The following is a 15188-nucleotide window of genomic DNA, read 5'->3' as shown; positions in this document are numbered from 1 at the left end:
GAACAAGGCCACACCAATGCCACGGGGGGGAGCTGAATGTCAACAGGCCCTAGGTGAATCTCAGATTTCAAATGCAAAATTTCAGATCGCCGATAATTCTGAGATGTAAGATTTGCGATACATTATGCTGCATACAGCAAGGTTTGCAATTGATTGACGGCCGCTCGGAGCTGCTCCGGTCCGCCGAAGAATCCGGCTATCTCCACGACATTGCCACGATCGGAGATCGGCGGCACCTTGAGCACGTCGGGAATCACAAACTGCGCAGTGCCGTATTCCGCATACTTCTCCAACAGCTCCGTGAGTATCTCCTTTGCTTGCGATCCGTACTGATCAAAGAAGTCTCTCTTCTCCTTCTTGAGCCTGTCTGCTCGTTCCCGTCTGGTCCGAAGTGGTGCATTGAAGGCCACATGGCAGAGCAGATCGAACGGATCGGCGTCCGGCTGACCGGCGACTTGTGCCAGATCGTCGAAATCGATGCCCCGATCGGCCAATCGTTGAATGATTTCAGCCCGCTGTTCCGGATCAGCCCATTGCGTTCGAAGATCGGAGGCATTCCGATACAGCGTGCGGACTTTCTCTGCTGTGTAATCCGTGAACTTGACCACGCGCAAGTGTTTCCCATCTGGATCAAGCTCATGGACGATATGCGCGACAATCTCGAGTTGCCCTCCGCCAAAGTAGTACTTTCGTCGCTCCCCTTCTCCGTCATCTGCGATCTGCTCATTTGAAATCTGAAATTGTTCCTCTGTCTCAGCCATGACCGGCTGTTCTTCGAGGATCTTGTATGTCTTCGGTTCGCCGGCTTCACTCATCTCCTCTTGCGTGATCAGAACCGGATCGCCATCGAAGTCCGGATCGGCAAAAAGGCGCGTAGCTGATCCGGTGTAGTCCAGAATATTAAAGTAAAGCTTGCCATAGTCGTCGTGCACCCTGGTGCCCCGTCCGATCATCTGCTTGAACTCAGTCATGGAGTTGACCACACGAGCCAGCACGATGTTCTTGCACGTCGGTGCATCGACACCGGTCGTCAGGAGTTGCGAGGTCGTGAGGATGACCGGAGTATCCTTTTCCGGTTCTTGGAATCGTCCGAGGTGTCCACGTCCGATATCTCCTTCTTCGGCTGTCACCCGGCAGACATAGTCGGCATGCTGCCGGGTCAGATCGTCATTGAGATTGGTCAGGGCTTGGCGCATTTCTGCAGCATGTTCCTGATCCACACAGAATACGATTGTCTTGGCGTAGCGACCGGTCTTTTTCAAAAACTCGGTCAGATGCCGAGCAATCGCCTGCGTGCGAGCCCGCAAGGCGACGACTCGCTCAAAGTCTTGGGTGTGATATTCGTCGTCTGGGGATCGCTCGCCCGCAAGGAAGCCTCCACGATTATGCGCGCAGAATCCCGCATGGCGCACCCCATGATGAGTCGTTCTTCACCGGTGCGCGCCATGAGCATGGTCCGGTAGCGCTTGTCTTAGCGATGGTATCTTGTGTTGGGGACTGCTGCCGGCTTCGACTGTCCGACGTCGAGTAGGATGGCAACGAGCATGTCGCTCATAACGTTGACGCCGGAGCGGGCCCGGGCGATGATCCAGTCCACGGTCATGATGAGAGGAATGGCGGCCAGGATGACTTGGTCCGGAAGACCGGCGGCGGATAGGACGAGCGGCAGCACGATCATGCCCGCTTCGGGAATGCCGGCCACGCCGGCGCCGGCGATGATGGAGGCCACGACGATCACAATTTGTTTCGACATCGGCAGGTCGTAGCCGAGGGCATGGGCTAGGAACAGCGCAGCCATCGCTTCGTAGAGGGTGATGCCATCGTTGTTGAGGTTCGTCCCGACACAGGCCGCGAGGCGCGCCGATTGTGAGGAGACCCGCATCCGTTCGAGACAGCGAAGCGTGATGGGCACGGTCGCCAGACTACTATTGCAGGACATGGCGGTCATGATGGCATCGACCCCCTGCCCGATATAGACCATCGGCGGTTTCTTCCCCACCCACCATGCGGCGAGCGGATAGTAGAGCAACGCATGCACCGCAAGGCCGAGGAGCATGGCGGCGAGGAAGATCCAGAGCACAGAGAAGACCTCGATACCTGACCTGCCGACGACCTGGGCGACGACACCGAACACCGCGAACGGCACGACCAGGATGATCCACCAGAGAAGCGTCACCAGCCGGCCATAGGCGCGCTCAATGGCATCGGCCACGTGATCGATCACGACGCCAGCATGGCCGGTCGTACTCCGCGCCCACCGCAGCGCCAGCCCGAGTCCGAGAGCGAGAAGCACGACGCCAATGATGTTATTGCTCGCAAACGGATCACCAATCGTACGGGGAATATAAGCCAGCAGGTCTTCGAGTGGATGCTCCGATGGGGTGAATGTCGGGGTGAGGTTCATTCCAGGTATCACCTGGAGCAAGTCTTCAACATGGCCCTGCCACGCTTTCCCCGGCTGCCAGATGTTCATAATGGCAAGACCGATCATCATTGCCACGGAGACGTTGATGAAACAAATCGTAAGCAGCTTCATCCCCTGGCGCAGTGGAAGCGACGTTTTGATCAAGGAATCGAGGATCGCAACGAAGATGAGCGGGACCGCGAGTGTCTTGAGGATCCAGACCACCCAGAGGCCAAGTTTCCCAAGCTGCTCGTTACCCAGGCCGATCAGATAAGGTTCCTGGCCAAAGACCACGCCAAGAGTCGCGCCACAGACCACAGCGACCAGAACTTGCGCAGACAGTGGAAATGGATTTCGGTGTGTCGTGTCGTGCATCGGAATTGTGTGGGCCGCCGGAGCTTACCCGGTTCCCTCAAAGAAATCACGGGTGAGAAGGATAGACGATACCCGACTGCTGCGACGCGGCTAGCTCGGTAGCAGAATAGACCGGCCCAGCTTGGCTGGTCGATACACCTCGAAGTCCCGGCGGTCCAGCGTGAAGATTCGCTGGATTCTTTCTCGTTCTGCGACAGCCACCAGCGCGGCATCGGCCAGATCCATCGGTAAATCCTTATATTTCTTCATGAGTACTCTCATACAGGACACGTCCTTGTCCCCCACAGTGAGCACCCGGATCACACCATGATAGAGCATCTCCCAGAGAAGGGCCTGCGCTTTCCAGGAAAAGCTGAGGAGGTACATCGCTTCGGTAAGCACGGGCCAGACAATCCCTAAGGGCTCGGTCAGTTCCTGGAAGGCAGCCACGCAACGCCCGTGATGTTGGTCGTCGGCATGAATCAAAGCAATCAGAGGTCCGGCATCTACCAGCACCATATTCAGCTCCGGCGATGCCGGTCTCGGAGCATCCTCAGGAACCGATCGCCTGTTCGCTCGGACAAATCGGATGGGCCCCCGCGTATACTGCCGATGAGATCCCGCACGGCCTCATAAGGACGTTCGGCCTTTTCCTGTTCTTGCGCGCGCTTCGCCAGGATATCGATGGCATCTCTGATCACCTCGGATTTACTCCGACCTCGCTTGCGAGCCAGCCGTTGAATCAATCGTTCAGTTTTTACGTCAATGCGGACGGTGAACGGCATCACTACTCCTCATGTCTTTGTATGAGGCCACTGTATTACGGGGTTTCGGTCTGTACAAGCGCGATCAGCGAGAAAGACGAGCATGAGTAGTTCAGAAATGACAGGCACAGCACAGCCATCCTGGATAAGGAGGTGTGCTCGCGCAGCCGCTGGACCCTGATCTGTCGCGCTCATGAAAGGAAAGCCTCTTCCCATAGGAGAAAAGGCTACTCTGCTTGGAGATCGTGGATCTGGTCGATGAGGCGTTGGAGTTTGGCGACGGCGTGGCGGCGCTGTTCGGGAGTCACACTGTGATCGATGGCCAGTGCCATCGTTTTGGCGGCCGTGCGCATCTGGCTGACAGCATCTTTATAGGACTGGGGAGCGATCTGATCGTAGTGGACGAGCATGGTACGAAGTTCTCGGGCTATCCGTTCGGGAGTCTGGGCCTGTTGTATGAGGGTCAAGAGTTCCTGCTGGCGTTGTTGTTGGTAGGCAACCCATATCGGTTGCCCATCGGGGAGCGCGAGGCTCCATTCGCGGATCTGCGCCCGCTGCTCTTTGTCTAGCGGCCCTAACCAGTCTACCAGCCAATCGAGGATGGACTCGGCCCGCTTGTACAGACGCTCCGGCACAGGAGTCTGGACGAGGCGCATGACTTTGACGTTATCCTTCTCCAAGGCCGATTCAAACGTTCGCACCTGCCGAACATTGACCGAAGCAAGAAAGATCCCGCTGTCGTCTACAACCCTTTCAAGGAGGTCCGTGCGCAGACGATCGTAGGTGGCATAGGCCCAGTCGATATCCGGACTCGTGAGCCCCCGCTCGACTCGCTGACCGATCTCTCGAAGGAACGTTTCATATTGCGGCAAGGCCTCGTGCCGATGCCTCTTCAGTAAAGGGGTAAGGCGTTGTGCTAGATCATGACGCTGGTTACGATTGAGGTCGAAGTAGTCGTCGAGCTTCCAGAGGATGATTCGGTCGGCGTACCGATAGGCGGTGGTGACGAACGAGCAGCCGGCGAGGGCGACCAAGAATACAGCGATACACCAAGACCAGTAGCAGCGCCGTCTCATCTCACTTCCCCCTCTCGTGGTTCAGTACCTCATAGTCGGTGCAGCTATGTTCTCAAGCAATGCGGGATGATGCAAGGTCATGCTGGACGACACAACGCAGCGTACGGAGTTTCTGTGTGAGGCGAACGGCCCAGCAGACGTGAGTACTCACGTGGGAATGTCCCGAGTGCCGTCGTAGGACGAGCGGGATTGGAACGAGAGCTTGACGACATCACCGTCTCGGACGAGGGAATCCTCCGTTCCGATCTTCTTGTTGATGGTGATGAGCGTTTCGCGGCTCTTGAGGAATTGAAGCAACCCGCCCAGTTGCGCCTGGTTCGCCTCAATGAGTTGCTTCACGGTGGTCACGTCGGTAACCGGCACGTCGAGCTCGTTTTCATCGACGGCCGCACGTAAGGTTTGGCCCAAAATCTGTACCGAAACCATCTAATCCTCAATGAGTTGACCGAATCTCTCGTTTCTCACTGTGAGTCTGGCGCGTACTCTACACGATCAGGGAGAATGGACTCAGCTCTGTTCACGTTCTGCCGCCTGATAAGCTTCTTGCAGGAGCTGGGCGACATGTTTTACCTCCACCGAGTCCCTCACTCCATTCTTGAGCTGGATCATGCAGGCCGGACAACTCGTCGCCACAACGTTCGCGCCGGCTTGTGCAATCGCGCGGGCCTTTCGTTCAAAGATCTTTTTCGACGTATCGTAATCTTTTATGAGGTAGGTGCCCGCGCCTCCCGCACAACGGTCGGCATCCTGCATTTCAACAAAACTGACCCCGGGCAATGATGACAGCACCTGTCGTGGCTCTTTCGTCACCCCGGCTGCCCGTAGATGGCAGGATGAATGATAGGTGACGTGTTTCGTCATCCCGTCGGCTTTGGCCATAGAAGGATGCTGCGGTGAGCGGGCGACGAATTCCGAAATATGCACGACTTTCTTGGCCAGTTCTTCGGCTTGCTGCCGCTCGGTCCCTTCTGAAAAAAGCGAGGGGTAATCTTTCAGCATCAGCGTGCAGGAGGCGCAGCCGGTCACAACCGTTTTGTAGGGGGCTAACGACTGAAGATTGAATCGGGCCCCGTCACGTGCAAGCTCGACATGCCCGTAGGTTTGAACCGGGGTCCCGGAACAACGTTGTGGCGGCAGCGCCGGTTCTACCCCATGTTTCTTCAACACCTCGATGACGGCACCCCCTACTCCGTCATCGAAATAGTTGGCAGCGCAGCCATGGAAATAGGCCACGGAACGAGTCGGCAAGGAGTCTGTTCCACTGGGAATCAAATGCGCATACCGTTCGCGCAACTGCCGTGAGGCCAGTTTCGGCAACACAAGATCGTGGGGCAAGCGTGCCGTTGGAGCCAATGCCTTCATGATCGGTGTCGTGATCCGTTCCAGCAGTTTCCTGAAGAAGGGACGGTCCCACATGTTCTGCGTGCTCCCCAGGAACCGCAAGAACGGTTCAAAGGCTGCTCCGCGTGCCTGTTGTTTGAAGATCCAACCCGCCAACCGGTTTGGATGCTCTGCCCGCTTCTGAAGAATCAGGTCCGATACGTCCACTCCCGCGGGACAAATGGTGCGGCACGATTTGCAGTTCAGACAAGCTTCCACCACCCGTTTGGAATTGAGATAGCTGTAATCCCTAGCCGTCACGATCTCGAACCAGCCACGTGAGCTCATGTCCTCGGATTGAAAGACATCGTATACGGGGCAGACCGAGTTACACTTGGCACAGGTCGCGCAGGATTTGGACAATCTGGTGTAATCGATATGTTCCGTGAAGGGGGTCTCGCTCAGCTTGATACCGGGATTGAGCACATTCCCTGGGTCAAATGCCTTCTTGACCTGCACAAAGAGATCGTAGAGTTCCGCACCAAACATGGTCTTGACGAACTCGGCACGAACACGGCCGTCGCCATGTTCACCGCAAATCGAGCCGCCGAACCGATTCAGAACGGTCGTATGGATCTCCTGATAGGCGCTCACCATCTTCTCGAAGTCGCCACGATCGTTCACATCCAACAGGGGAACAATGTGCGCGTTCCCATTTCCTATATGGCCGAAGATCGCCACGGGTACCCGCTGCCCTTCGAAGAAGTCTTCCAGGTATCGGATCAGCTCGCTGATGCGTTCAGCCGGCACGACGACATCATCGACAAAATTGATCGGCTTCTTTTTGGGATCAAATCGATAGAGGGTCGGGTACAGCGCCTTCCGCGCTTTCCAGAGCTGCTCTCGACGTTCGATATCGAACGCCAGCGTCAGCTCCGCCGCCAGCTTGTACGGCCGACAGACGGTGGCCATGGTTTCAGCCCGCTCTCGAAGATCGATCTCGAGGGAATCGGCATCCAATTCGGCCAGCAATGTCGCTGCCGCATCAGCCGGAATGCCATGCTTCCCTCGACCGATTAAGTTGAGCGTATTGGCATCCATGACTTCTAAAGCGCTTGGCTGCAACGTCAGCAGTCGGGGCACCGCCTCACCGACCTCATCGAGACTCCGGAAGTGAATGAGCGCGGTCAACGTAGCCTTGGGCTTGTCGACCAGCGTGAGCCTGGCTTCACTCACGACACCCAACGTCCCTTCGCTGCCGACGAATAACTTCGGGAGATCGAACGAGCCCCGTGCGAGCCCGTCGGCCAACCCAAAGAGATTGTACCCGCAACTATTCTTGCTGACCGTGGGCCGCTTCACGGCGATCAGTTCTGCATGGGTCTGTGTCATCACCAGCACGTCACGCAAGGCCGGCACGGTTGTCAGGAGGCGCTCTAACGACGGATCATCGAAGGCATAGGCTCGCGCCTCAATCCACGTTGACGAGGTGAGGCAGAGTCGGAGACCCTGGACATTGTCCTTTACTGAGCCGTAGCGCAAGGTATGAGGTCCAGAAGAATTATTGGCGATCATGCCGCCCAGCTTGCACATGTCCCCGCTTGACGGGTCCGGCCCAAACAACAGCCCCTGCAAGCCGAGTTGCTTGTTCAACTCCGCCAAGACGATCCCGGGCTGGACCCTGGCCCACCTCTCTTCCTGATTCACTTCAAGGATTCGATTGAGACGCGACACATCGAGAATGATGCCTGAGCCGATGGCGGAACCGGTCAGATTGGTCCCGGCTGCCCGAGGCGTAAGAGGGATACCCCGTGTCACCGCATAGGCAACGGTGGCAGCAATGTCCTCTTCTGATTCAACAAGGACGACCGCCTGGGGAGGAACGCGATAGATGCTGGCATCCACGGCATAGGCCGTGATCGTGGGCACGTCATCTTTGACTTTCTCGGCTCCCAACAGAGCGCGAAGATCACGGGCGACTGCGTGCGCTCTTGTCGGCAATATCAAGGTGGGTAAAGCCATCATAGATAGTTCTGCATCTTAGCTCGCAAACACTTCGAAGAACCAGAGTCGTTGTCGGTCGCCTACGAATTCTCCTACAATGGAGAGGCTCATGGAACGCCCGACCTTATACGTAACCCGCCTGTTGCCTCGCCCGGTGCTGAACGCAATCTCCGGACAGTATCAGATGCTTACCGAACCGACAGATCGGCCGCCGACGGAGGAAGAGCTGTGCCGAGGCTTTGCCCAGGCGCAGGCGGTGATCTGCACACTGACGGATCGTATCGATGCCTCGTTGCTGTCCCAGGCCAAACGATTGAAAGTCATCGCCAACTATGCAGTCGGCTACAACAATATCGATCTTGCCGCCGCGGCCCAGCACGGCATCGTCGTTACCAATACACCAGACGTGCTGACTGATGCCACCGCTGACCTGACCTGGGCTCTCTTGCTCGCGCTGACGAGGCGGGTTGTTGAAGGAGATACCTGGGTTCGTACCGGTCACTGGCCCGGATGGACACCGACACAGATGCTGGGCGCCGACGTGTCCGGGAAGGCGCTGGGCATCGTCGGCATGGGACGGATCGGACAGGCGGTCGCGCAACGGGCGGCCGGGTTTCGGATGCCGGTGATCTATGCGGGCTGTCAGAGTGTTTGCAGTCCTCCCGGCGTCTCGTGGGTTTGGCGCCCCCTAGATGAAGTGGTCGCGGAGTGTGATTTTCTTTCGCTCCATGTCCCGCTCACCGAGAGCACTCGGCATCTCATCGAGCGACGCAAGCTGGCCCTGATGAAGCCGACTGCTTACCTAATCAATACGTCGCGAGGTCCTGTCATCGACGAGTCTGCCTTGGTGTCGGCGCTTGAGGCAAGAACGATCGCGGGTGCAGGGCTGGATGTCTACGAGCACGAACCGACGGTCCATGCCCGTTTGATATCGCTGCCGAATGTGGTCCTGCTTCCACACCTGGGATCAGCCACACTCGAGACTCGCGTTCGCATGGGATTCATCTGTCTCGACAATATTGCAGCCGTATTAGGAGGCAGACCGGCGCCGAATCGAGTGCACTAGGATGTGATCGAGGAATGGTGTCGGACTCTACGATGCATATCGAAAACCGTCGTCCCTTCCCCCTTGTCTTCCCTTTAACGCAGTCAGTCGCTGTGGGACGTCATGAAAGGAGGGGATGGATTGGTAAGCGTGCACGGCCTTTTCCCACTGTTCCTCTGCTTCATACAGGGAGCCCAACTCGTAACGAATGGCCTGCCCTTTGGCCCCTTGGCACCGAGGATCAGCCGAGACCGTTTCTAGTCCTAGAATTGCCTGAGCGATGAGGCGCTCCTCTTTGAGACAGACTGCCGTCATTAACGCCGAATCGAGATAAAACGAGTCGCTGCTCATCGACACCTGAAACTCTTCTTTTGCCTCTTCGTACAATCCCATGTTCTTGTACGCCACGCCCAACGCATAGTGCGCCTCGTAATCCGGCGGCGGTTCCTTTATTGCCGGCTTGGGAGGAATAATTGGTTGATCGGGAACAGCCGATTCCACGGTAGTCTGAATGACGGAGTGCTCGGCTGAGCGTGAAACCGACAATACTGGGTCTTCGGCCTTTTGCGTCTCGTCGATCCCTGCAAAAGGACCGATGTCGTCTGGCGCAGCACCTGTCAGAGCGAATTCCGAGTCTTCCTGAGCCTGATCACTTGGACTAGCCGATTGAATAGCTTCCGGATGAACCGGAAAAGATTCATCATTGTCTGCTAAAGAAGATACGAGGTCCAACGACGTTTCCGGCACAGACTCATTTTGAGCAGGCCCGCTCTGATCTGCCGTGGATCCTCCCCTCATCCTCATCGCCAGCCGATTCACGAATGCCTCATCCCCGGACAGCGATCGTACCTTTTCGAAGAGCTCTTCATGCAGACTTTCCATGCCGGGCTCGGGATGCTCCAACAAGAGTTCGATGGCCTTCGCATACTGCTGTGCGGCTCCCCCGCTATCACCTTGCTCTTCGCGCAGTTCCCCGTTCAGTTCCAGTAAGGGGACGGAGTTCGGGTCAACAGACAAGAACTCCTGAATCAACGATTCAGCAAGAGTGCTGTCATGCGCCCGCAACGCTGCGCCAGCCAAGAAGCGATATTCCCCCAGCGCCACTTGCACATCCCCGCGTTGCAAATGCAATCGAGCCAGGAGTTGACAGACTTGGGGGTTCCCTGGTTCCCGTGTGAGCATTTGGTTCAAGATCGCTTCCGCGCCGGCATACTGCTTTTCGTCAATGCGGCGAACGGCCTCGGCCAGCAAATCGACCGATTCGGATGGTTTCTGCACCGACGCGGTGGATCCTGGTTTGACCGGTTTGTTCGACCCGGTTCCACCCTTCTTCATGCTCTCCACGAATTGGGCGGCCTCGTTGTTCGCAGGATCGATCCTGAGTGCGGCGAGATAGGCGTCTTTCGCCTCATCGTACCTCCCTTGCGCCGATCGCTCCCGGCCCAACTGGAGATACACTTTGGTCGCTTCATCCCCATGGTTTTCCTGGACACAGAGTTCTGCAACGCGCTGCTGCGCGTCGAGATTCGATGGATCGTGGAGGACGATCTTCTTGTAGATTTCGAGCGCGTCTTTTCCTCGACGTCCTTTCAGGTAGTACTTCCCTAAGGTGAGGTAATCCTGGACCGCGCTGCTGATGAGTCCGCGTTCAACGTTCAGATCTCCAAGGTGGCGATAGACTTCGTATCGAGAGGGATCGCATTTAAGGACTTTTTTAAAGGCAGCGATTGCCTTAAGAGTAGCGCCTTCGGCTCGGAAGGCTGAGGCCGCTTGCAAGAATGCAGCGGCAGCTTCCTCTGAAGCGTTTCGCTTCAATTGCAAATCACCGATCGTATTATGAACGGTGCCGTCGGCGGGGGTTTCTGTGGCCAACCGCTTCCATTCGGCTATGGCCGCTTCGTACTGTCCGCGGGACGCCAGGAACTGAGCTTGTTGAAGAACTCGACTTCGATCCGATGGCACAACGATACCTCCAGGAACAGAACAGCCAAACGCTAGCAGTGTCAATGGTTTTTGTCTAGGAAATGGCTGAATCAGACAGTGCAGCACTCCCGTAGAAGCGCCGACCACTCTTGCCGGATGATCGGCCCTTCTACCGAGCCAAATGGAAGATCTGACGACTTAGGACGCGGCGATCGCCGCCTTGAGCACATTGGCCGCTTGAGGACCCTTGGCTCCCTGTACGATGTCAAACTCGACGTTTTCCCCCTCCTTGAGAGTCTTGAAACCTTCTCCTTGTAAAGCGGAGTAATGGACGAAGACGTCTTCTCCGCTATCCAGCCGGATGAATCCAAACCCTTTTCGATCGTTGAACCACTTGACCGTTCCTTTTGTCTTCACAGAAGCCCTCCTTTTGTCAACAACTACGACTGGTTACGTAGCGACTCCACTCAATCGACCCTGCATTAAAGTTGAAAATAGATTGGGCAAGAATCGGGATGGTTGATGGGACGGGCACCTGAAGGAATGATGCATCGCTCACGGAACCCATCATTTGAGGGAAAGTCGCGCTGCATGTAACATAGGCATCAGGCTGTGTCAAGCGAATCTTTAAGGTGAAGATTTGCTCCTGTGTTTACAGGCAAGAAGGACTCACCTTATAGTATTCAACATTTCTCCGATCCAGACATTCTGTGATCTTACGAACGCTGCTCGATCGCTACATTTTCACGGAACTGCTCTCTCCGTTTGGTCTCAGCCTCGGCGCGCTCTGCTTTGTCATGTTGACCAAGGAACTCTTGCGTCTTGTCGAACTGCTGGTGTCCAAGGGGGTCGGTTTCTGGGCAGTTCTCAAAGTGATCGCCATGCTGCTCCCTTCGGGGCTCGTGCTCACGCTTCCGATCGCGGGCCTGATCGCATCGGTTACGGCATTTGGCCGGTTGTCTTTTGACAAGGAACTGATCGCGATGCGCGCCACCGGGCTCAGCCTGTTTCGTCTCTCGCAGCCGGTACTCCTCTTCTCGGTGTGTGTCTTTACGCTGACATTGATATTGTCTCAATGGGGGCAGCCATGGAGTTCCCTGAACCTAAAGAAGGTCGCTCTCAATCTGTTGAAAGATCAACTCGCCCTCGCCCTGGAACGTGGGACCTTCAACGAGCCGATTCCGAACATGATGATCTATGTCCCAGAAGGAGAGCAGGGACGTCCCGCTCCCGGCATCTTTATCTCGGATGAACGCCTACCGAATGAACCACGAGTCATCGTGGCGGAACAGTACCATATCTTCATGGATTCTGAGCATGACCACGTCGCACTCCGATTGGAGAACGGCATGATTCATAGCCGACCGCCCCAGGTCGATCAATCCCAACGGATTGCTTTCACGAGCTACGACATCAAGATCAACCTGAACCTCAGCAGCTACTCTGCGACAGAGGAACGTCCGTCCTACGATCAAATTATGGTCCGCCTCGCAGAAACCGGCGGCAAAGATGCCGGCGCGCTTCGCCGCCTCATGGAATATTACAAAGACCTGGCGTTCCCAACCGCATCGCTTATATTCTGTCTGCTGGGAGTACCGGTCGGAATCGTGTCGAAACGGTCCGGTCGTATGGGCGGATTCGCCGTTGGCGTGGGCATCATCATCGCGTTCTATATTCTGAATGTCGGTTGCGATTTCCTGGTGACAGCCTTGATCCTGCATGCCTTTTGGGGCGCCTGGCTGCCCAATGTCATATTCGTTGTGATCACCATCGCCCTCTTCTTACGGATGAGCAAACGCTAGCATCATGACGATTCTATTTCGGTATATCCTCCGCGAGTACATGAAAATTTTTGGAATCTGTTTTTCCGGCTTGGTGACGATCTACGTGGTCATTGATTTTTTTGAAAAAGTCCGCCGGTTTCTTCGGTATGAGTCCGGCATCCTCCCTATCCTGACGTACTTTGCGTTGAAGATCCCTTCAATTTCCTTTCAAGTCGCCCCGTTCGCCATTCTTGTGGCGACCCTACTGACGATTGGTCTTCTCGCCCGCAGCAACGAAATCACCGCTATGCGCAGCTGCGGGATCAGTTTGTTGTGGATGACCTCGCCGTTTCTCCTGTTTGCCGGCGGCGTGTCTGTAATTCTCTTTCTCTTCAGCTCGACCGTCATTCCGCTCGCTTCGGAGAAAGCCGAAGAAGTCCGGGTGGTCCAAATCGAACAAAGACCGGCTCCTGTCACCGTCAAAGCCGTCCAGCCCTGGACCCGTATCAGCGCCGACGGCCTGATGGAAGTCAATGAGATCGATGTCGCGGGCAAAGTCCTTCGAGGCGTACGAATCTTTTATTTTCGTCCGCCGTTTAAGCTCGATCGGATGACGGAAGCGGCTGAAGCCCGCTATACTCCTCAGGGCTGGATCCTGCTGAACGGAAATCATCGCCGATTCCAATCGGACGATACCGTCGAGCTGTCACTGTTTACGGAACATGCGATCAACCTTCCGCTGATTCCCGATGATTTCTCTTCCTCACTTGTGGGGAACTCAGAAACCATGACGTTTCAAGAAATCCGGAATTACCTCGCGCGCTTTCGGCATGAAGGTTTCTCGTTCGCCCGTCTGCTGACGGATTACTACGGCCGTGTCGCATTCCCATTGGTGACCGTCGTGATGGTGCTCGTCGGGATTGCGCTAAGTTTGCGGCGAAGCGGAGTCCGCGGTGGAAATATGGCCATGGGTATCGGACAAGCGTTCATCGTCGGATTCTGCTACTGGACGACGCACTCCGTCGCCATCGCGCTAGGACGAGGAGGCGCTTTGGCTCCCATGCTGGCCGGTTGGATGGCCAATGCGCTGTTCCTCAGCTTCGGGCTTTATCTATTATTGAAGGTTAGACATTGAAGAGAGGTTTCCTAGTTGACTGTACCTCGGTCTTCCGGTAAGAAAGGCGCCGTGTGCGCCCATAAGGAGGGAGAAACATGGCCTCGCGCGTGGTGATTACCGGTCTTGGGGTAGTATCTCCCATCGGGATCGGCGTCAGTGAATTCTGGAAGGCGGCCCTCGCGGGCCGTTCTGGGATTACGGCGATCCCTTCCCTAGGGTGGTTTCCGATGTCCGGCTATCGTTCGCGAGTTGCCGGGCAAGTCCACAATTTTTCACCGGAGCAGTATTTGCCGACTACGCAAGCGAGCCGCGTGGATCGTTACGCGCAATTCGCCTTGGTCTCTACGAAAGAAGCGCTCGCCGATGCCGATCTGAGCATGGCCAAGGAGTCTCCCCATCGCGTCGGCGTCATCGTCGGAGCCGGTATGGGCGGGATGGTGATGGGAGAGCGTGAAATTACGCAGCTCTTTAAAACTCAACGACCACACCGCGTCCATCCCAATTTCATTCCTACGATCACGCTGAACTCCGCTTCGGGCATCGTCGCGATGGCACACGGAGCCAAAGGACCGAACCTCACGATCTCGACGGCCTGCTCCTCCAGTGCCCATGCTCTTGGTCAAGCCCTTCAATGCATTCGCAGCGGTCAAGCCGATGTCATTATCGCCGTCGGAGCCGACGCGAGCATTACTCCGTTGGTCTTTGCCGGATTCTGTTCCTTGCGTGCTCTCTCCAGCGAGTTTAACGATGCTCCGGAACGAGCCTCACGTCCGTTCGATCGACACCGAGATGGATTCGTCATGGGAGAGGGCGCTGCCGCATTAGTCGTGGAATCATGGGCGCATGCCAAGAAGCGGAAAGCGAGAGTCTATGCTGAGCTTGCCGGATATGCCGCGACCAGCGAAGCCTATCACATGGTTATTCCGCAGGAGGATGGTCAGGAAATCTCCATGACCATGAAGATCGGTCTAGACTCTGCCGGCATCGGTCCTGATCAGGTCGACTACATCAACGCCCATGCGACCTCCACGACGATCGGCGATGCCGTTGAGACCAAAGCGGTCAGGATTCTTTTTAAGAATCGCGCGGACAAAATCGCCGTCAATGCCACGAAGTCACTGATCGGCCATACCTTGGGGGCGGCAGGCGCGATCGGCGCCGTGGCGACGACCCTTTCAATACACACCGGACAAATTCATCCCACTGCGAATTACGAGGAACCGGATCCGGCCTGCCAATTGGATGGGATCCGGCATGCCGTGCAGGAACGAAGAATTCGTTACGCCCTCTTGAACGCATTCGGATTCGGCAGCAACAATGCCACGGTCGTCTTGAAAAAATTTGTGGCGTAAGAACAGTTGAACGATATCGAGGACCACTCGCGGAATTCACATGCGAAAAGCCTCATTCCATTTGAA

The 15188-nt window shown here is 56.2% G+C and carries 13 protein-coding genes; 4 read left to right on the top strand and 9 right to left on the bottom strand.

Going from position 1 to position 15188, the window contains the following annotated elements; translation table 11 throughout:
* Positions 1 to 122 precede the first annotated feature (122 nt).
* From P0120_13940 to P0120_13910, 7 genes are all read right to left on the bottom strand, one after another.
* Entirely contained in the window at positions 123 to 1412 is a 1290-nt protein-coding gene (locus P0120_13940) for a type I restriction-modification enzyme R subunit C-terminal domain-containing protein (GenBank protein ID MDF0675419.1), read from the bottom strand.
* A 59-nt stretch (positions 1413 to 1471) separates the two neighbouring features.
* Entirely contained in the window at positions 1472 to 2779 is a 1308-nt protein-coding gene (locus P0120_13935; GenBank protein ID MDF0675418.1) for a dicarboxylate/amino acid:cation symporter, read from the bottom strand.
* A 90-nt stretch (positions 2780 to 2869) separates the two neighbouring features.
* Entirely contained in the window at positions 2870 to 3277 is a 408-nt protein-coding gene (locus tag P0120_13930; GenBank protein ID MDF0675417.1) for a PIN domain-containing protein, read from the bottom strand.
* A gap of 2 nt (positions 3278 to 3279) precedes the next feature.
* On the bottom strand, positions 3280 to 3543 hold the full coding sequence (locus P0120_13925) for a ribbon-helix-helix protein, CopG family (protein MDF0675416.1): 264 nt from the start codon (positions 3541 to 3543) through the stop codon (positions 3280 to 3282).
* Between the two features lie 206 nt (positions 3544 to 3749).
* Positions 3750 to 4598 (bottom strand): DUF6279 family lipoprotein, encoded by an 849-nt coding sequence (locus P0120_13920; GenBank protein ID MDF0675415.1) that lies wholly within the window; start codon positions 4596 to 4598, stop codon positions 3750 to 3752.
* A 147-nt stretch (positions 4599 to 4745) separates the two neighbouring features.
* Entirely contained in the window at positions 4746 to 5024 is a 279-nt protein-coding gene (locus P0120_13915; GenBank protein MDF0675414.1) for a hypothetical protein, read from the bottom strand.
* Positions 5025 to 5105: 81 nt separating this feature from the next.
* Positions 5106 to 7943: an FAD-binding and (Fe-S)-binding domain-containing protein gene (locus P0120_13910; protein MDF0675413.1), complete on the bottom strand. Its 2838-nt coding sequence runs from the start codon at positions 7941 to 7943 to the stop codon at positions 5106 to 5108.
* A gap of 88 nt (positions 7944 to 8031) precedes the next feature.
* Here P0120_13910 and P0120_13905 point away from each other — a divergent pair, with 88 nt between their 5' ends.
* Entirely contained in the window at positions 8032 to 8988 is a 957-nt protein-coding gene (locus tag P0120_13905) for a D-glycerate dehydrogenase (protein MDF0675412.1), read from the top strand.
* Between the two features lie 27 nt (positions 8989 to 9015).
* On the opposite strand, the gene P0120_13900 is transcribed toward P0120_13905, so the two are convergent.
* On the bottom strand, positions 9016 to 10929 hold the full coding sequence (locus tag P0120_13900; GenBank protein ID MDF0675411.1) for a tetratricopeptide repeat protein: 1914 nt from the start codon (positions 10927 to 10929) through the stop codon (positions 9016 to 9018).
* 159 nt (positions 10930 to 11088) lie between these two features.
* Complete coding sequence (locus P0120_13895) at positions 11089 to 11307, bottom strand: cold shock domain-containing protein (protein MDF0675410.1); 219 nt, start codon at positions 11305 to 11307, stop codon at positions 11089 to 11091.
* A 293-nt stretch (positions 11308 to 11600) separates the two neighbouring features.
* Here P0120_13895 and P0120_13890 point away from each other — a divergent pair, with 293 nt between their 5' ends.
* The 3 genes from P0120_13890 (at position 11601) to fabF (ending at position 15122) form a co-directional block, all read left to right on the top strand.
* Positions 11601 to 12692, top strand: coding sequence for an LptF/LptG family permease (locus P0120_13890; protein MDF0675409.1), 1092 nt, complete (start codon positions 11601 to 11603; stop codon positions 12690 to 12692).
* Positions 12693 to 12696: 4 nt separating this feature from the next.
* Positions 12697 to 13788, top strand: coding sequence for an LPS export ABC transporter permease LptG (gene lptG / locus P0120_13885; GenBank protein ID MDF0675408.1), 1092 nt, complete (start codon positions 12697 to 12699; stop codon positions 13786 to 13788).
* A 77-nt stretch (positions 13789 to 13865) separates the two neighbouring features.
* Complete coding sequence (gene fabF / locus P0120_13880) at positions 13866 to 15122, top strand: beta-ketoacyl-ACP synthase II (GenBank protein ID MDF0675407.1); 1257 nt, start codon at positions 13866 to 13868, stop codon at positions 15120 to 15122.
* Positions 15123 to 15188: the final 66 nt, after the last annotated feature.

The organism is Nitrospira sp. (assembly GCA_029194675.1).
Classification (GTDB): domain Bacteria; phylum Nitrospirota; class Nitrospiria; order Nitrospirales; family Nitrospiraceae; genus Nitrospira_D.
The sequence above is the reverse complement of the archived record's forward strand: the minus strand, read 5'-3'. Positions and strand labels throughout refer to the sequence as shown.